The 26,052-nt window shown below is 34.9% G+C and carries 21 protein-coding genes; 14 read left to right on the top strand and 7 right to left on the bottom strand.

What is annotated here, in order from left to right; all coding sequences use genetic code 11:
• Positions 1-92 precede the first annotated feature (92 nt).
• The 8 genes from AAIE21_RS19670 (at position 93) to AAIE21_RS19635 (ending at position 9,403) form a co-directional block, all read left to right on the top strand.
• Entirely contained in the window at positions 93-764 is a 672-nt protein-coding gene (locus AAIE21_RS19670; protein ID WP_343268335.1) for a response regulator transcription factor, read from the top strand.
• Positions 761-2,023 (top strand): sensor histidine kinase, encoded by a 1,263-nt coding sequence (locus AAIE21_RS19665; RefSeq protein WP_343268334.1) that lies wholly within the window; start codon positions 761-763, stop codon positions 2,021-2,023. The genes AAIE21_RS19670 and AAIE21_RS19665 overlap by 4 nt, the downstream gene beginning before the upstream one ends.
• Positions 2,024-2,317: 294 nt before the next feature.
• A complete protein-coding gene (locus AAIE21_RS19660) occupies positions 2,318-3,103 on the top strand; it encodes a transporter (protein WP_343268379.1) in 786 nt (261 codons plus the stop codon).
• Positions 3,104-3,208: 105 nt separating this feature from the next.
• The gene (locus tag AAIE21_RS19655) at positions 3,209-3,898 is read left to right on the top strand and encodes a C39 family peptidase (protein ID WP_481858697.1); all 690 of its coding nucleotides are present in this window, start codon (positions 3,209-3,211) and stop codon (positions 3,896-3,898) included.
• A gap of 444 nt (positions 3,899-4,342) precedes the next feature.
• Positions 4,343-5,950 carry a sensor histidine kinase gene (locus AAIE21_RS19650; RefSeq protein WP_343268332.1) on the top strand — a complete coding sequence of 536 codons (1,608 nt, stop codon included), beginning with the start codon at positions 4,343-4,345 and terminating at the stop codon, positions 5,948-5,950.
• Positions 5,947-6,654 (top strand): response regulator, encoded by a 708-nt coding sequence (locus AAIE21_RS19645; protein ID WP_343268331.1) that lies wholly within the window; start codon positions 5,947-5,949, stop codon positions 6,652-6,654. Before AAIE21_RS19650 ends, AAIE21_RS19645 begins: the two co-directional genes overlap by 4 nt.
• 122 nt (positions 6,655-6,776) lie before the next feature.
• Positions 6,777-8,123 (top strand): 2-hydroxycarboxylate transporter family protein, encoded by a 1,347-nt coding sequence (locus AAIE21_RS19640; protein ID WP_343268330.1) that lies wholly within the window; start codon positions 6,777-6,779, stop codon positions 8,121-8,123.
• 68 nt (positions 8,124-8,191) lie between these two features.
• The gene (locus AAIE21_RS19635; RefSeq protein WP_343268329.1) at positions 8,192-9,403 is read left to right on the top strand and encodes an NAD(P)-dependent malic enzyme; all 1,212 of its coding nucleotides are present in this window, start codon (positions 8,192-8,194) and stop codon (positions 9,401-9,403) included.
• Between the two features lie 319 nt (positions 9,404-9,722).
• Here the strand turns inward: AAIE21_RS19635 and AAIE21_RS19630 are convergent, their stop codons facing one another.
• Together AAIE21_RS19630 and AAIE21_RS19625 are read right to left on the bottom strand one after the other, a co-directional pair.
• The gene (locus AAIE21_RS19630; protein ID WP_343268328.1) at positions 9,723-10,262 is read right to left on the bottom strand and encodes a DUF4871 domain-containing protein; all 540 of its coding nucleotides are present in this window, start codon (positions 10,260-10,262) and stop codon (positions 9,723-9,725) included.
• Positions 10,263-10,382: 120 nt separating this feature from the next.
• The gene (locus AAIE21_RS19625; RefSeq protein WP_343268378.1) at positions 10,383-11,309 is read right to left on the bottom strand and encodes a DMT family transporter; all 927 of its coding nucleotides are present in this window, start codon (positions 11,307-11,309) and stop codon (positions 10,383-10,385) included.
• A 119-nt stretch (positions 11,310-11,428) separates the two neighbouring features.
• Between AAIE21_RS19625 and pdxR the strand changes: the two genes are divergently transcribed.
• The gene (pdxR, locus tag AAIE21_RS19620; protein WP_343268327.1) at positions 11,429-12,826 is read left to right on the top strand and encodes a MocR-like pyridoxine biosynthesis transcription factor PdxR; all 1,398 of its coding nucleotides are present in this window, start codon (positions 11,429-11,431) and stop codon (positions 12,824-12,826) included.
• A gap of 194 nt (positions 12,827-13,020) precedes the next feature.
• Here the strand turns inward: pdxR and AAIE21_RS19615 are convergent, their stop codons facing one another.
• The 3 genes from AAIE21_RS19615 to AAIE21_RS19605 form a co-directional block, all read right to left on the bottom strand.
• Positions 13,021-13,533, bottom strand: a complete 513-nt coding sequence (locus tag AAIE21_RS19615; RefSeq protein WP_343268326.1) for a GNAT family N-acetyltransferase — start codon at positions 13,531-13,533, stop codon at positions 13,021-13,023.
• A gap of 190 nt (positions 13,534-13,723) precedes the next feature.
• Positions 13,724-15,100, bottom strand: coding sequence for a HAMP domain-containing sensor histidine kinase (locus tag AAIE21_RS19610; protein WP_343268325.1), 1,377 nt, complete (start codon positions 15,098-15,100; stop codon positions 13,724-13,726).
• Between the two features lie 110 nt (positions 15,101-15,210).
• Positions 15,211-15,882: a response regulator transcription factor gene (locus tag AAIE21_RS19605; RefSeq protein WP_343268324.1), complete on the bottom strand. Its 672-nt coding sequence runs from the start codon at positions 15,880-15,882 to the stop codon at positions 15,211-15,213.
• 332 nt (positions 15,883-16,214) lie between these two features.
• On the opposite strand from AAIE21_RS19605, the gene AAIE21_RS19600 reads away from it, so the two are divergent.
• A complete protein-coding gene (locus AAIE21_RS19600) occupies positions 16,215-16,337 on the top strand; it encodes a hypothetical protein (protein WP_343268323.1) in 123 nt (40 codons plus the stop codon).
• Between the two features lie 404 nt (positions 16,338-16,741).
• Here AAIE21_RS19600 and AAIE21_RS19595 read toward each other — a convergent pair whose 3' ends face one another.
• Positions 16,742-17,248, bottom strand: coding sequence for a GNAT family N-acetyltransferase (locus tag AAIE21_RS19595; RefSeq protein ID WP_343268322.1), 507 nt, complete (start codon positions 17,246-17,248; stop codon positions 16,742-16,744).
• A 316-nt stretch (positions 17,249-17,564) separates the two neighbouring features.
• Positions 17,565-18,374: a formate dehydrogenase accessory sulfurtransferase FdhD gene (gene fdhD / locus AAIE21_RS19590; protein WP_343268321.1), complete on the bottom strand. Its 810-nt coding sequence runs from the start codon at positions 18,372-18,374 to the stop codon at positions 17,565-17,567.
• 430 nt (positions 18,375-18,804) lie between these two features.
• On the opposite strand from fdhD, the gene fdhF reads away from it, so the two are divergent.
• The 4 genes from fdhF (at position 18,805) to ald (ending at position 25,968) form a co-directional block, all read left to right on the top strand.
• A complete protein-coding gene (fdhF, locus tag AAIE21_RS19585; RefSeq protein WP_343268320.1) occupies positions 18,805-21,747 on the top strand; it encodes a formate dehydrogenase subunit alpha in 2,943 nt (980 codons plus the stop codon).
• Between the two features lie 12 nt (positions 21,748-21,759).
• On the top strand, positions 21,760-22,242 hold the full coding sequence (locus tag AAIE21_RS19580) for a helical membrane plugin domain-containing protein (protein ID WP_343268319.1): 483 nt from the start codon (positions 21,760-21,762) through the stop codon (positions 22,240-22,242).
• A gap of 154 nt (positions 22,243-22,396) precedes the next feature.
• On the top strand, positions 22,397-24,268 hold the full coding sequence (locus tag AAIE21_RS19575) for a glycerophosphoryl diester phosphodiesterase membrane domain-containing protein (RefSeq protein WP_343268318.1): 1,872 nt from the start codon (positions 22,397-22,399) through the stop codon (positions 24,266-24,268).
• A 566-nt stretch (positions 24,269-24,834) separates the two neighbouring features.
• On the top strand, positions 24,835-25,968 hold the full coding sequence (ald, locus tag AAIE21_RS19570) for an alanine dehydrogenase (RefSeq protein ID WP_343268317.1): 1,134 nt from the start codon (positions 24,835-24,837) through the stop codon (positions 25,966-25,968).
• The last annotated feature ends 84 nt before the right edge of the window (positions 25,969-26,052 follow it).

Genomic DNA, 26,052 nt, shown 5'->3' with positions numbered 1-26,052 from the left:
GAAGTAGGTTGAGTTTTCTTTTTTGTTATTATAAAAATGGTTATAGATGAGTAGAAAAGATTTTTATGTTAGATGAAAGGTGAGAACGTGATATGCGCTTATTAGTTGTAGAAGATAATCCCCCCTTATTGGAATCAATTACACAAATTTTATGTGATGAGTTTGAAGTTGATACAGCAATGAATGGAGAAGATGGCCTGTTTTTGGCATTACAAAATATTTATGATGTAATACTTCTTGATGTGATGTTACCAGCGATAGATGGTTTCGAGGTAATTCAAAGAATACGGAATGAAAAGATTGAAACACCTGTCCTATTTTTGACTGCTAGGGATTCCTTAGAGGACCGTGTGAAAGGTTTAGATTTTGGAGGGGATGATTATTTAATCAAGCCATTTCAAGCTCCGGAACTGAAAGCAAGAATTCGAGCTTTATTGCGAAGAAGCGGTAATTTAACAACAAAGCAAACTATTAATTACCGTGGAATCGAGTTATTTGGAAAGGACAAGGATATTCAAGTGAATGGAGAAGCGATTAAATTAACATTAAAACAATATGAACTTTTAGAGTACCTCGTTCAAAATAGTGGAAAGATTTTAATGCGTGAACAAATCTTTGATCGTATTTGGGGCTTTGATTCAGATACAACGGTAGCAATTGTTGAAGTGTATATTCATCATTTACGAAAAAAATTAGAGTCATTTGGTTATCAAAAAGATATTCAAACCGTTCGCGGGATTGGATATATGTTAAAAGAGCTATGAAGAGGGGAAGTATGTTTCAAAAAACACGCATTCGCCTTACAATATTAAATTCATTAGTGTTTATTATATTAATTGGAGTTCTAGGGAGTATTATCTATGGCTATACATATAATCGTATTTATAGTGGAGTAGATAGTTCGCTAAAAATGTTTAAAGCAAAAGAGAAGAAACATTCTAAGTCTAATCCAAAAGGATCAGTTCAGGATATTCGTATTGGAGATCCAAGGATTACTGTCCTGTTATGGCATGGAAAAAAAGTAGCCCTAATAGATAAGAATCCTAAATTTGTTGATCCTATTTTTGAAGAAAATACTTTAGCGTTTTCTCCAGAAAAATTGGAAGGCTTTCAGGATATTGAAATAAAAGGGAAGAGTTTTCGAGCATTGGCTTTTCAGCGTAATACTGAACTTGGGCAAATGACGGTTCAATTTGTACGCGATACAACTGCAGAAAGAGATATGTTGCATACGTTATCACTAATTCTTATAGTGGGGTGTAGTGTAGGAAGTTTATGCGCAATAGGGATGGGATTTCTCTTAGCTGGAAGAGCTCTTGTACCAATTCGTAATTCTTGGGAAAAGCAACAACAATTTGTTTCCGATGCATCCCATGAATTACGAACGCCACTAGCAGTTATTCAATCTAAAACAGATGTATTATTTCAGTCTCCTTCCGCTACGATAGAAGAAAAGGCAATTGATATTTCTACAATTTCAAAGGAGTGTAGAAGGTTATCGAAGCTCGTTACCAATTTATTATTATTAGCTCGTTCGGATTCAAATCAAATTGAAATGGATAAAAAGGAATTTGCATTAGATGAATTATTAACGGAAGTAGTAGAGCCTTATGCAGAAATTGCTGCGTATCAAGACAAAAAGATGACACTAGAAATTGAATCTCAAGTATCTTTTATTGGTGATAGAGAACGAATTCATCAAATGGTTGTAATTTTATTAGACAATGCTATGAAATATACTGATGTTGGTGGAACGATTCAAGTAGCATGTACGCAAACAAGTAGTTCAATTATGATTCAGGTAAAAGATAATGGGATTGGAATAAAAGAAGAAGAGATTCCAAAGTTATTTGATCGTTTTTATCAAGGAGATAAAGCAAGAACGAAATCAGAAGGTGCCGGCTTAGGGCTTTCAATTGCAAGCTGGATTGTAGAGAAACATCATGGGAAAATAAAAGTAGAGAGTAAAATTAGTGGAGGCACTTGTTTTGAAGTGATTTTACCTAAAAATCAAAGAGCATAAAGAAATTAGAGGCGATCTTGTTTTTACAAGGTCGTCTTTTTTTTAAGGGAAAGTTAAGAAATGTTTTTCATAATAGAGTCTATACAGAATAAGTAATCACTTTACATTCTTTTTAAGAATAGCTAGATCGTTATATTCATGGTTGATTTTAATAGGAATCGAACGGAGCATATCTTTTATGATAATGTGGGAAAAATGGAAGAGGAAACGTCAGAAGAAAGTGACAGTGTAAGAAATGTAAAGGGGCGATGAAATTTGGAAAAGAAAAAGATAGTATCATTATTTGTTATTGGAATGGTGAGTTTAAGCATAATGGGAGGAGCATCTCCTTCTATGATGTCAAAAGGAAAAACTGACTTTGTTCAGTGCAGTAAAGAACAACTTAATGATGGGAAAATACATGCGGCACAGACAGAGAAAAAAGCGGAAAAACTAGGAATTGAAACAGATGGTAAAGAGCAAATTACATTAGAAAAAGAAATTCATGAAACTGAAGTTGATCAGGAAGCCGGGCAGTTAGGAATTCTTACTGAGGGAAAAGATGTGGGGACTCTTTCAGAAGAAATCTATGAAACAAAAGTAAAACAAGAAGCAGTGAATCTAGGAATAAAAATAGATAATACATCTATTGTGGATTTAATAAAGCAAATTAATACAATCAAGGTCAAAGGTGAAGCAGATAAACTAGGGGTTTCAACGGAAGGAAAAGAAATAGATGAGATTGCGACCGAGATTTATGGAACGAAAGTAAAGGAGGAAGCGGAAAAGTTAGGTATTTCTCAAAAAGGGAGAGATATAGAAGATTTGGCGCAAGAAGTATATGAGGGGAAAATTCAGGAGGAAGCAAAAAAACTGCATATTGATTTATATGGTAAAGATATTTACCAAGTGTTACGAGAAATAAATGAACAGAAAGTCATACAAATTGCAGACGAGATTGGTATAGATAGTGCAAATTCAAATATCGAGCAGTTAACAGAGAAAATAAAAACAGAACAGCCTGAAAAGGGAACGGAACTTGTCTTTTTACCTATAGTTCAAACAGATGCGGATGCATTTTATTCGTATTTAACGAAGTAAAAAGGGCGTGAAGATAGGAGAATGATTCGGAAGTGGAAGACGTATATATATGTGGTTGTACTAGGAACAATTATTTGTAGTGTATATATGAACAGGAGTGACATCATCCCTGTTACTAAGCATATAGGGGAAGGAAAAATCTTTGTCTTCAATCAGGTTATTCAAGAGAAAAAAGAGCTGGTGAATACAGAGGGAGAGAAAATATTACTACAAAATGTGCCTTTTATTCAGCAAATGCCAGAGTTAGACAGAGGTTGCGAAGTAACTAGTTTAGCTATGATGTTACAGTACGCAGGTGTTTCTGTAGATAAGATGACATTAGCTAAAGAAATACCGAAAGTCGCTTTCTCAAATAATGGGGTACGTGGCAATCCACATGAAGGATTTGTAGGAAATATTTATACTTTTTCTGAATCAGGATATGGCGTGTATCATGAGCCACTTGTTCAGTTAGCGAACAAATACTTGCAGAATCGCGCTGTTGATTTGACAGGTAAAAATATAAGTGAAATTTATAAAACTGTAAAAGAAGGTGCGCCAGTTGTTATGATTACAAATGCAACATATGCTCCTTTGGATGAAGATGAATTTGATACATGGGAAACAGAGTCAGGAAACGTTTCAATTACGTACAATGAACATTGTATTCTTCTTATTGGTTATGATAAGGACTCAGTTTATATTCATGATCCGCTTAGTGATACTTCAAGTGTAAGTGTTCCACGCGAAAACTTTGAACAGGCATGGATACAGATGGGGAATCAAGCTATTAGCTATGTGCAAAATTCAAAGTGAAATTATATTTATATGTCGAGTAAAAAACAAGAGAGATAAGGGATCAAAATAACGATGAAACCTTATCTCTTTTTATTGTCTTATACAATTCATAATGAATGTTCCTCGTTTCATTATTTGTTTAACTCCATTGCTACTTGCTTTCCATTTACAAAAACCTCTACTACTGCTGCAACTACTTCCATCACTTTTTTCATCTCTCATCTCTCCTTGTTTGTTGTTTCATTTCTTACTTTTAGTATAAGAGAGAGAGGCAGATACAACTATCGAAGTAGATGACATAGAAATTATATTGTTGTAAGAATAAAAAGTGGATAGAAAATTTTGTGAGAGAATGAATTAAGGTAGATGTCCTTATTTTGTAAAATTGTTGTATTCATAAAAAAGAATAAGTAAGATAGATTTCGCGTGTAATAAAGTAGAAATAAGGGAGAAAATAAAGGGATGAGAAAAAGAAAAAAATTGTTAAGTTTATGGAAAACGATTACATTACTGGTTTGTACGGTTATTGTGCTTTCTTTACTTGTAACAGATATATTAATTAGTCATAATGTCGAACGTACGACGGAAGAAAGCCAAGCTGAAAAAGCAAAAACAATTGCGCGTATTGTAGCAAATTCACAACTTGTAATTGATGCTTTAGCAGGAAGAAAAGATATATCTGAAATTCAAACATATACAAATCACTTGTTAAAAAATACAGATGTTCAATTTATCGTAGTCATGGATATGAATGGCATTCGAAAATCTCATCCCAATCCTCAGAAAATCGGTCATCATTTTGTAGGAGGAGATGAAGGGATAGCTTTGAAAGGGAAAGATCATGTATCGATGGCAGAAGGAACATTGGGAATCTCTATGCGAGTGTTTGTACCTATTTTTTCTGAAACGAGGGAACAAATGGGAGTTGTAGCTGTCGGAATTTCAGCTGATAATGTGCATGAGAGAGTAAAAGAGAGCAGGCACATTATTTATATTGGTATCGGTGTTGGAATATTAGTTGGAATTATAGGTGCTATTTTATTAGCTAGACATATTAAGAAAGTTTTATTTGATCTTGAACCTAGCGAAATCGCAAAAATTTTAGAAGAACGGAATACGATGTTACAATCTGTTAAAGAAGGAATTATTGCTGTAGATAAAGATGCGAGAGTTACTTTAATTAATAACGAAGCGAAACGGTTATTTAAGAAAAGTGGCCTTGAAGAAGATTTTATTGGTAAAGATGTTGAGAAGTATATGCCCAACTCATGTATAAAAGAAGTGTTACAAACGGGGAAAGCACAATTGTATGAGGAACAAAATCTTTATGGGATTACTATTGTTACAAACAGAGTTCCTTTATATGTTAAAGGAGAAATTGTTGGTGCTATTGCAACATTTCGTGATAAAACAGAGATTAGGCAATTAGCAGAACAATTAACGGATATTCGACTTTATGCAGAAGCGCTTAGGGCACAATCTCATGAATTTATGAATAAAATGCATGTTGTATTAGGGCTTACACATATGAAGCATTATGAACAATTAGAGACCTATATTAGTAACATGGTCTCGGAGCATCAATATGAAATTGGTGGTGTGATGCGAAAAATAAAAAATCCTGTATTTGCAGGATTTATGCTTGGTAAGCTTAGTTACGCAAGAGAAAAGAATACACAACTTATTGTAAGCGAAAGTTCTTACTTACCAGAGCCATATGATGAAAGTATTATTCATGAACTCATTACAATTGTAGGGAATTTAATCGATAATGCATTAGATGCGGTGATAAATTGTCAGTATAAGCGAGTAGATATTTCTATTCAATATCAGGGTAAGATGATTATCACAGTTAAAGATACAGGAGTTGGAATCCAGCAAGAAGAAATTGACAAATTATTTGTCAAAGGGTATTCCACAAAAGGAGAGAATCGAGGATATGGCTTGTATCTTGTAAAGGATAGTTTAAAGCGAATAAATGGAAACATGCAGGTTGAGTCTTTGTTAGGGAAGGGAACGACCATAACCATTGAAATACCATACAAAAGTAGGGATGAGATAGGAACATGATCAAAGTTTTGATTGTAGAAGATGATCCAATGGTAGCGATGTTAAATAAGCATTATTTAGAGCAAGTAGGAGGGTTTGAACTTGTTCATATAGCTAATTCTGTGAAAGAAGCAGTAGAGATATTAAAGGAGTCATCTATAGATTTCATATTGCTTGATATTTTTATGCCTGATGATACAGGGTTTGAATTGTTAATGCATATTCGGAATCAAGAAAAAGAAATTGATGTAATCATGATTTCAGCTGTGCATGATATGGGGAGTATAAAAAAGGCGCTACAATATGGAGTTGTTGATTATTTAATTAAACCATTTACATTTGAAAGGTTTAAGGAAGCATTAACCGCATATAGAGAAAAATTTATATTTATGAAAGAACAGCAGAAAATTAGCCAATCTGAATTAGATACATTGATTTTACAAAAAGAAAAAGTAGAAATTTATGCAAATAAAGAACTGCCAAAAGGGTTAACAAAGCAAACATTACAGTTAATTTGGAAGCACATAGAATCACTTCATGGACAAGCATTTACAACAGATGAAATGGCTCAATTAGTTGGGATTTCAAGGGTGTCTATTCGAAAGTATGTAATGTTTTTAACTGAAATTGGAGTTTTAGAAAATGAAATGGTTTATCAACATGTGGGAAGACCAGTAAGTAAATTAAAGTGCATTGATGAAAACAAAATACGTTTGTATGTATAAGTGGCTTATATAAGCTACTTATACTTTTTTTAATTACAAAACTAATTACAAAACTTACAAAAACTATTTTTATCATTGAAAGCGTTTTAATATTGTAAACAAGAATATAAGGGGGTGCCTATATGGGGATTCAAAAAGAAGTGGAAGCGGTATCAATCGTGGAAACAACAGAGGTGGAACAAAAATCTTTTGTTTCAAAAATCACGAATATTAAAATTGGTGTTATACCTTTACCGTTATATATCGTATTAGCAGCTATTATTTATGGAGCATCTGTATATAACAAATTACCTGCTGATATGATTGGTGGATTTGCAGTCATTATGATTATGGGGATTTTCTTAGGTGATATTGGAATGCGGATCCCGATTTTAAAAAATATTGGTGGACCAGCAATACTTTCATTATTTATACCATCATTACTTGTGTTTTTTAATTGGATGAATCCAGCTTCAATGGAAGCTGCTACCATGTTAATGAAAAAGTCGAACTTTTTATATTTATATATTTCTTGTTTAGTAGTTGGAAGTGTTTTGGGAATGAACCGTAAAGTATTAGTACAAGGGTTTGTTCGCATGTTTATTCCGTTAGTTGTAGGAACAATCGCTTCTATTGTAGTTGGGTTATTAGTTGGATCATTATTTGGATTTGAAATGAAGCGAACGTTCTTCTTTATCATTGTACCAATTGTGAGCGGTGGTATCGGAGAAGGTATTTTACCACTTTCCTTAGCTTACAGTGACATTTTAAATCAATCATCAGCAACATTTGTATCCCAGCTTGTTCCAGCAGCGGTTATCGGAAATATGTTTGCGATTGTAAGCGCTGGATACATGAAGCGATTAGGTGAGAAAAAACCAGAGCTTAGCGGTAATGGCGTTTTGGTGAAAACAGGTAATCAAGATGAGTTATTAAAAGAACAAAATACAGAAAAACCAATTGACTTCTCATTAATGGGAGCAGGTTTATTAATTGCATGTACGTTCTTTATTTTCGGTGGATTTGCTTCTAAATTTATTGGTATTCCAGGGGCAATCATTATGATCTTTTCAGCAGCACTTGTAAAATACTTTAAATTAATGCCAGCAAAAATGGAGCAAGGTGCATATCACTTATATAAATTTATTTCGAAAAGCTTAACGTGGCCATTAATGGTTGGTTTAGGATTGTTATATATTCCATTAAAAGACGTAGCAGCTGTTCTTTCAGTTGGATATGTTGTTGTGTGTGCATCAGTAGTAGTAACAATGATAGCGACTGGTTTTCTTGTTGGGAAAGTCATGAAGATGTACCCAGTTGAATCTGCGATTGTAACAGGATGCCATAGCGGATTAGGCGGAACTGGAGACGTTGCGATTTTATCAGCTTCAAATCGTATGGAATTAATGCCATTTGCGCAAATTTCAACGCGTTTAGGTGGCGCTGTCATGGTTGTAACAGCGACAATTTTATTAAAAATGTTTTCATAATTTATTATCATGCAAGCTAGCTATGTAAAAACGTAGCTAGCTTGTCAAATTAGGAGGAGTTTATTTATATGTTAGAAAGTCAAATTAATGAGCGTTCATTGTTACTTCATAAAGAATTGGTAGGGAAAATTGAAATTACAAGTAAAGTAGAGGTAAATTCAGCAGATGATTTAAGTTTGACATATACACCAGGAGTGGCTGAGTCTTGTAAAGCGATCGCTGCAGATGAAGAAACAGCTTATGACTATACAGCACGCGGTAATATGGTTGCAGTTGTTTCGGATGGAACAGCAGTACTCGGATTAGGTGATATTGGACCAAAAGCAGCTATGCCTGTTATGGAAGGAAAAAGTATTTTATTTAAAAAGTTTGCGAATGTAGATGCATTTCCGCTTTGTCTTGGAACGACTGATGTAGATGAAATCGTAACCATTGTTAAAAATTTAGAACCTACATTTGCAGGTATTAATTTAGAAGATATTGCAGCGCCGCGTTGTTTTGAAATTGAAAAGCGCTTAAAAGAAGAAACAAATATTCCAGTGTTCCACGATGATCAGCACGGAACAGCAATTGTTGTTTTAGCTGCAGTTATTAATGCTTTAAAAGTTGTAAATAAACAGATGGATAAAGTGAAGATTGTCATTAATGGTGCCGGTTCTGCAGGGATTGCAATTGGTAAATTACTGTTAAAAGCTGGAGCACAACATATCACATTAGTAAGTTTAGAAGGAATTGTTTGTGAGGGCGAGTCATGGATGAATCCGGCACAAATAGAGATTGCAAAGAAAACAAATCGCGAGTATGTACATGGAACATTAAAAGAAGCGATTCATGAGGCAGACATTTTTATTGGTGTATCTGCTCCTAATGTGTTAACAAAAGAACTTGTGCAGACTATGAATGAAAAACCAATTGTGTTCGCAATGGCAAATCCAATTCCAGAGATATTCCCAGAAGATGCACTGCAGGCTGGAGCAGCGGTTGTTGGAACAGGGCGTTCTGATTTTCCAAATCAAGTGAACAATGTGTTAGCATTCCCAGGAATATTCCGTGGCGCATTAGATGTACGCGCAACAGATGTTACAGAGGAAATGAAATTAGCTGCAGCATATGGAATTGCAAACATCATTACTGATGAGGAACGGAATGAGAACTATGTAATTCCGAATCCGCTAGATAAAAGAGTTGTACCAAGTGTGGCTGCTGCAGTAGCGAAGGCGGCAATTCAATCAGGAGTGGCACAAATAAAAAAGGTGCCAAGTTATTCTATAGAGCAATAAAAAGACAGTGTCATCTTTGATAAGACACTGCATTTAAAAAGAGAGATAAGGGATCAAAATAACGATGAAACCTTATCTCTTTTTATTGTCTTATACAATTCATAATGAATGTTCCTCGTTTCATTATTTGTTTAACTCCATTGCTACTTGCTTTCCATTTACAAAAACCTCTACTACTGCTGCAACTACTTCCATCACTTTTTTCATCTCTCATCTCTCCTTGTTTGTTGTTTCATTTCTTACTTTTAGTATAAGAGAGAGAGGCAGATACAACTATCGAAGTAGATGACACGAGAATTACATTGTTGTAAGGAAGAAGTTAAGCTTTGTCACTTTCTTCTATATGAATAACGATTTGCTCATAATATTTCTCATCAATATAGACATTTAAGACCCATAATCCAGGAGAAGGCAGTGACATAAGGAAAGGGAGTTCTTTTATATTTGAATGAATGGGAGTAGGAGCAGTCCAAGTTTGTTCGGAAGTTTCATCTTGGAAGAGTACGGGAGTGGGTGTTGTAGCTCCTTGTTTTAAAGCAATAATAGATAGTTTTCCAGATGGCATTTGTGAATCAAGGAAGAACCACATCTGTTTATTTTTCTCACCAGCAATGAAAGTACTATCTGCAATTGCAATTTTTCCTTCAATGCCTCTTAACGGTGTTTTTCCATCAACAAAGGATGGACTTTCTTCCCAGTTAACATCTTTTAAGACGCTTAAATGAAAAAATGAGGGTGCATTTGTTTGAGGATTTGAAGCCTCTATTATTTCTTTTCTTGGTGCTTTGGAATCTTGCCCGATTGAGGTACATCCAGTGATGAGACAGGAGAAAAGTAGCACAGTTCCAATTTTTTTCATTTTGCCACACTCCTATTTTTCGTTGTTAGTGTAATTGTATTTGCTAGAAGAGCGGACAATTCCTTTTCATTCATAAAAAAGAGGTCATAAGTTTAGTATGACCTCTTTTGACATTTTGTACTATATTTGTTCAGTGGTGAATGAGGGCTTTGCTTCTTTTTCTGGCATTGTTAAGAAAATAACAGCGATGACGATACATACACCACCTAGTAATTGGTATGCTCCGAAAGATTCTTTTAGCCAAGCGATAGAAACAACAGCTGCTACAAGCGGTTCAATACTAGATAAAATACTGGTCTCTGTTGCTGATAAATATTTTAGACTGCCAATGTAAAGAAGAAAAGAAAGTGTTCCACTTATAATAATTAAAATTAGCATAGAAAATGTTTGCAACGTAAAGGTTTGCGAAAGTTGTTTCCATTCAAAAGAGCGATTATAAATGAATAGTGCAATACCTCCGATTAACATCCCCCAACCAATAATAAGAGTCGTCCCCCATTGTTTAATAAGGGAAGCTGGGTGAAGTGTGTAAAAGGCAAATCCAATTGCTGTTAAGAGACCGAATAAAATAGCTTCCTTCGATAAAACAATATTTTGAACGGATCCATTGGTAATGATAAAGTATGTGCCTGTCAGGGCAGCGACAATTGCTAATACTTGCATTGTTGAAGGAAGTTTTTTGTGTTGCATTGCAACATAAATAGTAATAAGAACGGGCCCTAAAAATTGGAATAGCGTAGCGGTAACAGCGTTACTAATATGCACTGTTTCGATAAAAGCATATTGGGCGCCAAGCATTCCGAGAATAGAGAAAATGATCAGTTGTAAAAGATGACGTGGTTGTTGCCAAATACGGAATATATTTTGTCTTTTTATAAGTAAGAAAGATAAAATAAAGACCCCAGCAAGTAATAGACGAATGACTAAAAAGTCGATAGATGATACTTTCGTATGTTGAAAGAGCCACTGAATCATCGGACCTGATAATCCCCATAGAGTAGCTCCTGTAATAATCATAATGAGGCCGAGTCGTCTGTGATTGTTCATCATCATGATGCTCCTTTCTAGGATTGATTTTTTATAATTTGCATGATAAAAGGAATTATATATAACTTCTGGTACTGTAAAAAGTATCAATAATTCATTTTATAAAGGGGTCAGATTTCATGTTAGAATTAACACCAAATTTGAATATGGGGGAAAAAATTCCGCTGTATGTACAGTTATACGAGTATATAAAAGCAGAAATAAGAAGTGGAAAAATTGCTCCTTTGACGAAGTTACCAGCAAAAAGAAAATTAGCGGCACATTTAGAAGTGAGTAAAAACACAGTGGAATCGGCATATGAACAGCTTCTTGCAGAAGGATATATTGAATCGGTGTCTCGCACAGGCTATTTTGTATGTGAAATAGAACAAATGATGCATACAATGCAAAAAAGAGAAGTCGTGAAGGAAGTATTGTATAGGGAACGGAAATATAAATATGATTTTACACAAACAGGTGTAGATGCAAATTCATTTCCGTTCTCTGTATATCGAAAGATTTCAAACGAGGTATGGCAATTAGAAAGTAAGGATCTATTATTTCTTGGTCACCCTCAAGGTGAAGTGAGTTTACGCAAAGAAGTTGCGAAATATTTATATGAATCAAGAGGTGTGAGATGTTCAGCAAGCCAAATTGTAATCGGAGCTGGTACACAGTTTTTAATAAGAATGTTGTTTCAGTTGCTAAAGGGAAGTCATTTTGCAGTTGAAAATCCAGGATACCACCGGAAATTGGTTGTCTTTGAGAAAGGTGAAGAAAATGTTCAGATGCTCTCGCTTGATGAGGAGGGGATTTGTCTTTCAGATTTAGAAGGTAGCAATGCGAATGTTGTGTTCGTTACACCATCCCATCAATTTCCATGTGGAATGATTATGCCAATTAAAAGAAGGATGCAACTATTACAATGGGCACAAGGGGAGCATGGACGTTATATTATTGAAGATGATTATGATAGTGAGTTTCGTTACTCTGGAAAACCGATTCCAGCATTGCAAGGGCTTGATACAGAGGGAAATGTAATTTATATGGGAACACTTTCAAAAGCATTGCTTCCATCATTACGGATGAGCTACATGGTTCTGCCCAAACAGCTAATTGAGTTGTATCAAACACAATATTTATTTTATACACAAAGTGTTTCAAGAATCGACCAAGAAATCATTAGAAGGTTTTTAAACGAAGGGTATTGGGAAAAGCATATTCATAAGATGCGAGTTGTTTATCGAAAAAAGAGGGATGCTCTTATCTCTGCGATAGAAAGGTACTTTTCTAATAAGGTGGAAGTGATAGGAGAAGATTCTGGCTTACATATTTTATTAAAGGTTCACAATGGAATGTTAGAAAAAGAATTAATAAAGAGGGCAGCTGAAAAGAGTATAAAAATATATCCTGTTTCTATGTACTATAAAGAAGGGACTACTTCAAAAAATACAGTTTTACTTGGGTTTGCTATTTTATCTGAGGCAGAGATTGAAGAGGCTATTCAATTGTTATACAGTGCGTGGTTTGAAATATAAAGTGAAACTTTAATCAGTGGGGATTTTTCCATCCCTCACTGATTATTAGCCTTCACCAATCGGGCTTTTACGGATAGTTCGTCGCCCACCTGACTTCTTTGCTTCTGCTGAATTTTGAGGTGGGAGTGTTACTGTCCGTTAATGCGGGATAAAACGGTAATAAAAACATCCTCATGCATGTGAGGATGTTTTTATTATTTCTCTTCATCTAAGAATAAAACCATATGCTCTTCATCCCAGTACTGACCGTTATATTTTAAAGAACGCTCTTGTACACCAAATGTTTTGAAGCCTAATGATTCGTAAAGTTTTTTTGCACCATCATTTCCGACCACAACATCAAGCATAACTTGTTCTACTTCTAATGTTTTTGCAAGTTCAATACACTCTTTAATAAGAGATTTTCCTGCTCCAAGTCCACGTGCTTTTGGCGATACATATACCGAACCAATCTTTGCCTTATGTTCTTGTTTTACGTATGGTTTCGTTTCCAAGGTTGCAACCCCGATTAATGTACCATCTTTAAACGCACCTAGTGTATAATTTTCATCTTGTGCTAACTTTTGTGCTTTATATTCAATTGGACATTCTTTATTAATAATATCTTCATAAGATGAACTAAAAGCTTCAGGATTTTGTTTTAATCCTTCTACGCGAAGTTCTAAGTAGATTTCTGCCTCTTGTCTTGTTAATACATGGATTTCCAATCGTATCGCCCTCCGAATCTTTCACAGTTGTATTTACATTTTATATTGAAATAAGAATAATTTCAAAAGGTCAGCTCGTATTATTAGTATTTTAGTGGGTTTCTTAAAAAATTATTGATAAATATTAGCTATTAACATAAGATCACCAGCAGTTTGAAGTGAAGTCACTACTGGTGATTTAGGGTACTTATTATTCGATTGGTAATTTTATTATGAATGTGGTTCCAATTCCAAATTCGCTTTTTACTTGAATAGAACCGCTATGTAACTCAACAATTTCTTTTACAACCGCTAGACCGATTCCTTTACCACCCGTAGCTCGGGTTCTGGATTTATCAACTCGATAAAAACGATCAAAAATATGTGGAATATCTTCTTGTGGAATCCCTTCTCCTTCATCTTGCACACTTATAGAAAAAGTATCCCCATTTTGATAGGCATGTACAGTAATAACTGACTGTTCATAAGAATGCTGATAGGCATTGTGTAATAAGTTTAGCATTACTTGTTCCATTCGGCGTTCATCCATACAGACATCAGGATTATCTGCGCAGTAGAACTTAATTTTCATTTGTTTTTTAGCAAATGTAGTTTTTGTTTTTTCAATCATTCGTTCTAGAAAAGGCAAGAGTGTCACTTTTTGTTTTTTTATAATAAATTGATGTTGTTCTAACTGCGCAAGATCAAATAAATCTTGCACGAGTTCTGTTACACTATCGGTTTCATCTTCGATAATTTGTAAGTATTCTTCACGCTCCTCTTTAGATAAAGACTCTCGTTTCGCAACTTTCGCATAGCCTTTCATATAAGTGAGTGGTGTGAGAAGCTCATGAGCAACGCTTGCAAGAAATTCATTTCGTTCTTTTTTCATATAGGTTAACTCGCTTGATAATTCCTCGATGGTTTTTGCCAAGCTACCCAGTTCATCATTGCGCGTAATCCCTAATTTAATCGGTTCATTTAGCTTTAACATTTTTTCTGTTGCTCGTTTCATTTTAATAAGTGGATCAGTAATGACGCGAGAAAAGATAAATACAGAAATTGTTGTTAAAAGAAGAGTTAATATACCGATAATAATAAATTGACGTGTTAAACGAAGGATCATTTTCTCTAAGAAGGCTGTATCTAAAAACATATGTACATATCCAACAACTTGCCTGTGAACGATAATTGGAGTTGCTGTTGAAATAAACTTTGATGTTTTCCAGTTTTGTTCAACCATTGTTCCATCTGTTGAAATAGATTGGATTTTATAGTCAAGCTGCTTTTTCATTTCTTTTGTGACAGGATCAGAGGAGGAAAGAACCTGTCCATTCGTATCTGTTATGACTAATTTTGTATCTGAATCAGAGTGTGATTCCATTGCTGCAGCATGCTCCAAAGCTCGTGTGCTATAGCGTCTAGCAATAAATTTACTATAGCGCTTGCCTTTTTCTAAAAGGGCTGTTTTTTCTTCATCGATGCGCATGTTCGCAAGACTCGTATGAAAAGATAAAAAGGCAATTGTTTCAATACATAGAGCTAAGATTAAAAAGTATGTACCAACCTTGAGGGATAGTTTATTCATTTTGTCACCATACCTTTATTTCACATTAATGGCCAGCAGAAAGAAGCTCACTACTGACCAGAGTTTTATTATGCTTTGTTTAACGAGTTTTAAGTGGGGGAAGTCAATTCTCATTCACTTTTCCACTTATATCCCACTTTATAGATAGTCTCTAAGTATTTTTCAACAGGAAAATCTTTTTTTCGTAATTTATCACGGATATTGCGGATATGTGAGTCGACAGTACGGTATTCAATATCGGTTTGATATCCCCATATTTTTTCAATTAAATCATCACGGCTATATGCCCGGTTCGTATTTTGTAAAAACAGTCCTAGTAACGAAAACTCGATAGGTGTAAGTGAAATTTTTTCGTCGTACACAGTGACAGTATGTTTGGTTTTATCCCATTCAATACCATTGAAGCTGATAAAACCATCCTTTTTTGTTCGGCGCAGTACAGCTTCAATTCGTGCAACTAGTACTTGTTCGTCAAAAGGTTTTGTAATATAGTCATCGGCCCCCATTGTGAGTCCTTTAACCATATCGTAGTTTTGATTACGAGCTGTTAACATTATGATTGGAACATTGCAGATTTGACGGATTTGATAACATGTATCCCATCCATCCATATTTGGCATCATGACATCTAACAAAATGATATCGAAGTTTTTTTGCTGAATTAGTTCAAGAGCTTCTATACCAGACGGGGCTTTCATACAAAAATAACCACGTGGACTTAAAAATAAATCTAATAATCGTAACATACGTTCTTCATCGTCTACTAATAAGATTTTTATCATAGTCTTGTGCACCTCAAAACATTCATTTCTACTTTGTATAGTTTACATGAAAATAATAAAAAACTCTGTTTATGTGATTGAATTGTAGTGTATTTTTTCTACTAAGGCAATTGACATAAAAAATGCACTACTTTTGCACAACTCTTTTTTATAATAAAAGGCGTAGCGACACAAAATACCCTATGTTGCGACATAACGTCATGTCATTTTATTTATAAAATGACAATTCCATTCTATTGTGTATGTGAGATAGCGAGAGATTTCGTATTCACCTCGCATCGGATAAGAAAAATTTCCTATCTCACACTTTTTTTATAAAGGGGAATATACACATGAGTAAAAAAGAAGAACGTTTTCAAAACGATAAAAAAGATCGCAATGCTGTTGTAATGTGTATTGCCGTATCTATGCTAATCATTGTGACGTGTGCGAATAAATTTTTCGGAATTCTATAATAGATGTATAAGCTCGTTGTTTCGTTTGGAGAAACAATGAGCTTTTATTTGTACGTAAAAATCCCCTGTATGCTATGTACAGGGGATTTTTGTATAAGAAGGAATCAACAAATGATAGAAGTTTTATAAAATAAACCAAGGAAGAATTGCTAATCCTGAAGTGACGATTATTGTGCCGCAAATTAAAAAAATAAGATGTTTGTGCTGTTTCATATCTGTTGTTCCTCCAATTACTGATTTCATTCTATTATTTGTTTATCGCTCATTTCTTTTGGTTGTGATTTCGTACTTTCAGTATAGTGGAGAGGAGGCAAGAGAACCATTTAATTAGATGACATGAACATTACATTGTTGTAAGAAAAAAGTACCTTTATATGAAAAGGTACTTTAGTAAAAATCTATAATTAACTATTTAAAAATAAAACCATATGTTCTTCATCCCAATACTGTCCATTATGTTTTAAGGAACGTTCTTGTACGCCATATGTTTGAAAGCCAAGTGACTCGTACAGTTTTTTTGCAGCTACATTTCCAACGACAACATCAAGCATGAGTTGTTCTACATGTAATTTATGAGCATTTTCAATAATGGCTTTTATTAACGCACGTCCAGCTCCGAGACCACGAGCTTTTGGAGAGACGTAAACAGAGCCGATTTTTGCTTTATGTTCTTGTTTAATAAAAGGTTTTGTTTCTAAAGTCGCGAGGCCAATCAAATCGTTATCTTTAAAGACACCAAGGGTATATTTATCAGGATTAGATAAACGTTTTGCCATTGCGGCAACAGGATCCTCATGTTTTAGTACATCTTCATAAGAAGAACTAAAGGCTTCAGGATTTTGTGTTAACCCTTCCATACAAACTTCTAAATAAATTTTTGCATCCTCTTTTGTTAATAAACGAATTTCCATATCTGTAACCTCCTCAGTTTAGCTCACTCTATAGGAAAATGGATACTCGGCTTTAGTGTTTAAAGCAGGAGAGTGTAATCCATAAGAGTATGATGATTATATTGATAGAACATCTACTGTGTATTCATAAACATATATCTACTTATTCTTTCTTAATTTGTAAAAGAATAAGTAGATATATGCGAGGAAGACATGCGTCGTCCTTTATTTTTTATGATTCACTTTATGTAATGAAATTATATATTAACTTTATTAACTATTCAACAATTAAATATATTACATTTATATAACTAAAAAATGATCCCTTTGATAGGAATCATTTTGTTTCTGCTATATATCCTTCCACTCGCTCTGGATGAGTATAAATATTACAAGAGTCATTACGAATAAAACCAACTACCGTAATGCCTAAATCATGAGCGAGTTGTAAAGCTAATTTTGTTGGAGCTGATTTAGAAAGAACGATTTCGCAACCGATTTTAGAAACCTTTAGTAAAATTTCAGATGAGATTCGGCCACTAAATGCAATCATTTTCCCTTTGATTGAAATATGATTACGTAAACAATGACCATATATTTTATCTAATGCATTATGCCTTCCAATATCCATTCTTGATATGAGAATGTTATTTCGATCGCAAAGGGCGGTATTATGAACTCCGCCTGTTTGACGAAACGTAGTAGAAGAGTGCTGTAAGGTGTTCATTAAATGAAAGCACTCTTCTGGAGTAATTGTTACATGTATATCATGTAAATTTTTTGCTTTTGCTGCATCATTTACAAAAACAAAACCTTGTCTACTTTTGCCGCAACAAGAAGTGACATATCTTTTGTTATATAGTGTTTGATAGAGAGGATTGATTTGTGATGTTTTTACATGGACAACCCCTTTGTCTTTCTGTATCCATAGCTCATCAATGCCCTCATAAGAAGCGATAATTCCCTCAGAAATTAAAAAACCTATTACCATATCTTCAATATAATTTGGAGTACATACAACTGTTACATATTCCTCCCCATTTAATTTAATTGTTACAGGATATTCTGTGACAATTTCATCTTCTTGTTCGAGGAATGTTCCAGCTTCATAACGTACCATTTTACATGTTTCTTGGACAGGCCCCATCGTATTTTCCCCTTCATATGTATTTTTCTTACTATTTATCATAAAACATAAAAAAAATAAAAGCATCTGTTACCTACGTAAATCCATTTTGGCTGTGCAACATATAAGCCATTATCATGAGGAATAAAGATGGCTCCGACTGGTTTTCTTTGGCATAGGGAGACCGCTTCTATGCATGGCGGGATGCTCTCTCTTACCTAAAAAGACAGGTTGTATGTTTGTTCTTAGTTTCTATATATTATTTGGTTATTATTGTATATGTGAGATATAATAGAGTAGTAGAATAGTGTCATTTTTTATACCTTATAGCATCAAGAATCGACTTCTAAGATCGGATTTCAACAGAGCGTTTCAAAAAATGTACAACAATATATTTTTGAAAACGGATTCAAAAATATATTGTACAGTTAGTTGTAAGGAGAGGGGAACTATGGCAGAGCAAACGATTCGTGTAACCATAGATGGAAAAGACTTTCTTTCATCTGGTGAAAAGACGATACTGCAATTATTTAACGAAAGCGATTTAGAGCATCCACAAATTTGTCATGTACCAGAGGTAGATCCCATTCAAACTTGTGATACGTGTATTGTGGAAGTAGATGGAAAATTAATGCGTGCTTGTTCAACAAAATTAGAAAATGGTATGCATATTGAAAGAAAATCAGTACGTGCAAAAGAAGCACAAACGGAAGCAATGGATCGAATATTAGAGAACCATTTATTGTACTGTACAGTATGTGATAATAATAACGGTAACTGTAAAGTTCATAATACGGTACATCTGATGGGGATTGAGGAACAGAAATATCCATATGAACCGAAAGTTAGTGCAAAAGAAGTAGACATGACTCATCCATTTTATCGTTACGATCCGAATCAATGTATTGCTTGTGGGCAATGTGTAGAAGTGTGTCAGAATTTACAGGTAAACGAAACATTATCAATTGATTGGAATTTAGATCGTCCTCGTGTAATTTGGGATAGCGGCGTAAGTATTAACGATTCATCTTGTGTGAGTTGTGGGCAATGTGTAACGGTGTGTCCTTGCAACGCATTAATGGAAAAATCAATGCTTGGAGAAGCAGGGTTCATAACCGGACTAAAACCAGATGTGTTAGACCCGATGATTGATTTTGTAAAGGATGTAGAGCCTGGATATAGTAGTATTTTAGCAGTTTCAGAAGTGGAATCTGCAATGCGTAAAACGAAGATTAACAAGACGAAAACAGTTTGTACATTTTGCGGTGTAGGTTGTTCGTTCGAAGTGTGGACGAAAGACCGTCAAATTTTAAAAGTACAACCTGTGTCAGACGCGCCAGTAAACGGAATTTCTACATGTGTGAAAGGAAAATTCGGCTGGGACTTTGTAAATAGTGAGGACCGCATTACGAAACCATTGATTCGTCAAGGAGATATGTTCGTTGAGGCATCATGGGAAGAAGCTTTGGAAGTTGTTGCATCCAATATGCAGCATATTAAATCTGAATATGGTAGCGATGCATTTGGATTTATTTCTTCTTCAAAAGTAACAAATGAAGAAAACTATTTAATGCAAAAGTTAGCTCGTCAAATATATGGAACAAATAATGTAGATAACTGTTCCCGTTACTGTCAATCACCAGCAAGCGATGGTTTAACAAAAACTGTTGGTATAGGCGGAGACGCAGGAACAGTGAAAGATATTGCGGCAGCTGGCCTTGTCATTATTGTGGGAGCGAATCCAACGGAAGGACACCCTGTACTTGCTACTCGTGTGAAACGTGCTCACAAATTACAGGAACAAAAGTTAATTGTGGCAGATCTTCGTAAACATGAAATGGCAGAGCGTGCTGACATGTTTATTCATCCACGTCAAGGAACAGATTATGTCTGGCTTGCGGGTATAACAAAATATGTTATTGATCAAGGCTGGCATGATAAAAAGTTCTTAGACGAAAATGTGAAAAACTTTGATGAATATAGAAAAATGTTAGAGAAATATGCACTTGATTATACGGAAACCATTACAGGTATTTCGAAAGATACAATAAAAGAAATGGCTCGTATGATATATGAAGCAGACGGTACTTGTATACTTTGGGGTATGGGGGTTACGCAAAATACAGGAGGAAGTACAACATCCGCAGCGATTTCAAACTTACTTCTTGTAACAGGTAACTATCGTCGCCCTGGTGCAGGTGCATATCCACTCCGTGGGCATAATAATGTACAAGGTGCTTGTGATATGGCAACATTACCAAACTGGCTTCCAGGTTATCAAGCAGTATCGGATGATACACTTCGTGCGAAATTTGAAAAAGCATATGGTACTACAATTCCGAAAGAGCCAGGACTGAATAACATTGCGATGCTTGCCGCAGCAGAAGAAGGAAAACTACGTGGTATGTATGTAATGGGAGAAGAAATGGCGTTAGTCGATTCCAATGTGAATCATGTGCAACATATTCTAAGTAATCTTGATTTCCTTGTAGTTCAAGACATATTCTTATCAAAAACAGCTCGTTTTGCTGATGTTATTTTACCAGCGGCACCAAGTCTAGAAAAAGAAGGAACATTTACGAATACAGAGCGTCGTATTCAGCGTTTATATGAAGTTATGAAACCGCTCGGTGATTCGAAACCAGATTGGTGGATTCTGCAAAAAGTAGCTCGTGCCCTCGGTGGTGATTGGAATTATGAAAGCCCAAGTGAAATTATGGATGAAATTGCATCACTCGCGCCGTATTATTCCCAAGCTACATACGACCGCTTAGAAGGATGGGATAGTTTATGTTGGGGTAGTCATGATGGTAGCGACACACCACTATTATATGTAGATGGCTTTAATTTCCCAGATAAAAAAGCACGTCTATCATTGGATGAATGGATTCCGCCGGTTGAAGCACCAGAAGACTACGATTTATTATTAAATAATGGTCGTTTGCTCGAACATTTCCATGAAGGGAATATGACAAATAAATCAGTAGGAATTTTATCTAAAATGTCTGACGTGTTTGTTGAAATTTCACCAGAGCTTGCTGCTAAGCGGAATGTGAAAGATGGTGGTCTTGTCGAGTTAGCATCACCGTTTGGGAAAATTAAGGTACAGGCACTTGTTACAGACCGTGTGACTGGAAATGAGTTATATTTACCGATGCATGCGACAGTAAATGAAGAAGCGATTAATATTTTAACAGGAACAGCGACAGACCTGTATACTTGCACACCAGCTTATAAACAAACGATGGTGAAAATGCGCGTATTACGTGAAAAAGGAAATCGTCCGCTTCCTGCTTCAAACCCAAGAGATAAAAAACGTCATCCGCAAAATGGTGTTGAAATTCAGCAGAAATGGCAGCAGAAACAATATGTATCACTTGTGGATCAGAACTAGGGGGCGAAGAAAGTGGCAAAAGAAATTACATTGATTCAAAAGAAAGTTATAACAGAAGAAGAAAAGAAACAACAGTTATCAGATGAACTGTTAACTCAATTAGCTGCGAATCGTGAAGCGGTAGAAGAGACGATGCAGTTGTTAGCAGGGTTGCAGCAAGCAGGTATTTTAGATGCGGCAATTAGCCTGATTGCTGCAAAAGAAGACGTTTCTAAAATTGCCATTGAGCAATTAAATCGTGAACCAGTAAAAAATGCATTAAATAATATGATGGGGGCAGGAGAAGCGTTATCTTCTGTCGATCCAGAAGTAACAAAACAGGTGACGTCAAGTTTAGTTACAGGATTACAATTTGCGACAGACGAATTAAAAAAAGGTAAAAAAACAAAGGTTATGGATTTCTTTAAAGTATTAAAAGATCCTGATATCAATAGAGCGATTACCTTTGGCTTTAGCTTTTTAAAAGCGTTTGGACAAGGATTAGAGAAAAAGTAAATGAGTGAAAGAGTGATGGGGAGTACCCGTCACTCTTTTTTGTGAATGTATAAGAGTGTTCATGTTCAGCGGAATATATTATTATAAAAAAGGTGGATGTATACTAAAAATATGGAATCCATTTCAAATATAGTTTTAGAATTTGGAGGAATTTATGCTACACCGTAAAAGACTATCTATACCAGGGGTCATGAAACATTCTTTCCAAACGATACAATTTGCTTTTGGGAATGTACTAGCGTTTCAACTCGTTTATAAATTATTGGCGGCTATTGTATTTATACCACTATTCGGTATCATCTTTAATAAGTTGTTGCATTTTGGTGGCTATGCAAATGCGACAAATGATGAATTGCTCGCTTTTTTGAAAACTCCATATGGTATCGCAGCTATTGTAATTTTATCGATATTGGCACTCTTCCTCATTTTTACGGAATTTGCGGTGCTTATTATTATTTCATATTTTGCGCATAAAAGGCAAAAGGTAAGGTTGCGTCCGATTTTGTATAAAACGGTAACGTATTTACCTTCCCTTTTCACATATTGCTTGCCAGGGTTTATTTTGTATGTTGTTGTTTTATTACCATTGTTGAACATTGGATTTGAATCAGCGCTGATTCCGCAAATTCAAATCCCAAATTTCATTACAGGCGAATTATTTAAAACGACAATGGGGCAAGTAGGTTACTACACTTTCTTTGCTGTAGTTGCATACTTGAATCTTCGCTGGATCTTTGTTTTACCTATTATTGTATTAGAAGAAAAACCGTTTCGCACAGCTGCACGTAAAAGTGCAAACTTGGTAAAAGAAAGCTTTTTTAAAGTCTTGTTCTTTTTAGTTGGATTTTTGATTTCGATAGGGATTGTGTTTGTTTTATTGATGGGCGTGTACTTACTGTTTTTATGGGGTGTGTATGAATTTACGAATCCAAAAGGGACATTTGCCCTATTAGCAGAATCTACCCTATCAGTATTTTTAACGAGTACATTGTATTTATTTAGCTTTATTATGACTCCGTTTTATATTATGGCATTGACAAGACTGTATTTACAAAAGGTTTCAGTCGAAGATGTTTTATTAGAAGAAGGCTTAGATTATTCAAAAACAAAAGCAGATAAATGTTTCTTTAAAAAGCATCGTTTGAAATTTATTGGTGTATATATTGTCGGTGTTTTCACAGTTGGCATGGTAGTTGCTTTTATTGTGACGTTTATTTCAAATTCATATAAAGAGCCCGTTATTATGGCGCATCGTGGGTATGTTTCTAAAGGAGTAGAGAATACGAAAGAGGCCCTGCAAGGTGCGATTGATGCAAAAGCAGATTATGCTGAAATTGATGTACTGCAAACAAAAGATGGTGAATTGGCAGTCATACATGATTTAAAATTAAAGCGTCTTGCGAATGCGAATGTACAAGTTTCAGATTTAACGATGGATGAGCTTCAAAAATTAACTCTTAGTCAAGATGGATTCACAGGGAAAATTAGCACACTTGATGAGATAATTAAGCTTGCAAAAAATAAGATAAAACTGAATATAGAAGTGAAATTGCACGGAAATGAAAAAGATTTTGTAAAGAAAGTATTAGATACAATTAAGGAAAATGACTTTGAAAAGCAATGTGTCATTCAAACATTGCACTATCCGCTCATTAAAGAATTTAAACGTGCAAATCCAAATATAAAAGTAGGATACATATTATATGCAAGTAGGGCTAACTTAAAATATGTGCAAGCCGACTTTTATGTAGCAGAAGAATATATGTTAAACAAACGTTTAGTAAAATCAGCCCGCAAATTAAATAAGCCGATCTATGTATGGACTGTAAATGATATGGAAAGCTTAAAAAAATATTATAAACTGAATGTCGATGGGATTATTACAGACTATCCTGTGGATGCGCAAGAAACCATTAAAATGATGAAAGAGCAAGAAGAAAGTGAAACAGATGTGTTTGATAAGATTACAGAAACGACGGAAGATTTATTTTCAAAGTTGTTTCTCAGTTATCCAGCTGCCGGTTAAATATCGGTGGCTGTTTTTTAATTATATGAGTACAAATTGAAAAACTGATATGAAATCCATTTCTTTTTAGGTGGATGAGCGCATCCGACATGCCTAGAAACGGTCAGAGCCTTTTCCTGCTTCATGCCAAGTTAAAATAAAGAAGAGGAAACGAGTACAGATTACTTTTTGTTCTTCATAGCAGTGACTTATATGTTGGAAAATCAAAATGGATTTATATAAAAAGAATATATTTCTAAAATATTACAGGAAATTTCGAATGCATATGTATGCGATTTATGTTGATTTTTCACATTGTTATATTATTGTCAAATAATAAAAGAATAACATTGGATTGCAAAGGTTATAATAAAAATAGAATGGTAGATAAGCGAGATGTAGGGAATCTCCCTGAGGAATAAAGTTCTTTATATTTACACTATTCTAAATATATAAACTTTTAAAATTTGATATGTTAGCGTTTTCATAACTTTGAAGTTATGCTAGAATAAGGACATAAGTTATTAATTATTATAAAAAGAAAAAAGAATTTCTTTTTTCTGTTAATTATAAGGGGGCATTTCATTATGCGTATTGGGGTACCAACAGAAATTAAAAACAACGAAAACCGTGTGGCAATGACACCAGCTGGTGTTGTACATTTAGTTCGTAACAACCACGAAGTATTCATTCAAAAGGGTGCAGGTTTAGGATCTGGTTTTACAGATGCTGAGTATATTGAAGCAGGTGCGAAAATCGTTGACACAGCTGAAGAAGCTTGGAACATGGATATGGTAATGAAAGTTAAGGAACCAATTGAAAGCGAATACAAACACTTCAGCGAAGGTTTAATTCTATTCACATACTTACACTTAGCTCCAGAACCAGAATTAACAAAAGCTTTAATTGAAAAGAAAGTTGTAGCTATCGCTTACGAAACAGTACAATTAGAAAATCGTTCTTTACCATTACTTGCACCTATGAGTGAAGTAGCTGGTCGTATGGCAGCACAAATCGGTGCGCAATTCCTTGAGAAAAACAAAGGCGGTAAAGGTATCTTACTAGCAGGCGTTCCAGGGGTAAAACGTGGTAAAGTAACAATTATCGGTGGTGGACAAGCTGGTACAAATGCTGCTAAAATTGCAGTTGGACTAGGTGCGGATGTAACAATCATCGACTTAAGTGCAGAACGTCTTCGTCAATTAGATGACATTTTCGGTAACCAAGTGAAAACTTTAATGTCTAACCCTTACAATATTGCAGAAGCTGTAAAAGAATCTGATCTTGTAATCGGTGCGGTATTAATTCCAGGTGCAAAAGCGCCAAAACTTGTAACAGAAGAAATGATTAAATCAATGGAACCAGGTTCTGTTGTAGTAGATATCGCAATTGACCAAGGTGGTATTTTCGAAACAACTGACCGCATTACAACTCATGATAACCCAACTTATGAAAAACATGGCGTTGTTCATTATGCAGTTGCAAACATGCCAGGTGCGGTTCCACGTACATCAACTCTTGCATTAACAAACGTAACAGTGCCATATGCAGTACAAATTGCAAACAAAGGTTACAAAGAAGCTTGCTTAGGTAACTCTGCATTATTAAAAGGTATTAATACATTAGATGGTTATGTAACATTTGAAGCAGTTGCAGAAGCTCATGGTGTAGAATACAAAGGTGCAAAAGAATTATTAGAAGCAGAAACTGTATCTTGCTAATTGAAGCATAATACAAACTAAAAATCGAACAATATCTAATACAACATGATAAGAGCTAAGAGAGAAGACCTCTTAGCTCTTCTT

It is taken from the genome of Paenibacillus sp. 102, assembly GCF_039549175.1.
Taxonomy (GTDB): Bacteria; Bacillota; Bacilli; order Bacillales; family Bacillaceae_G; genus Bacillus_A.
The sequence above is the reverse complement of the archived record's forward strand: the minus strand, read 5'-3'. Positions and strand labels throughout refer to the sequence as shown.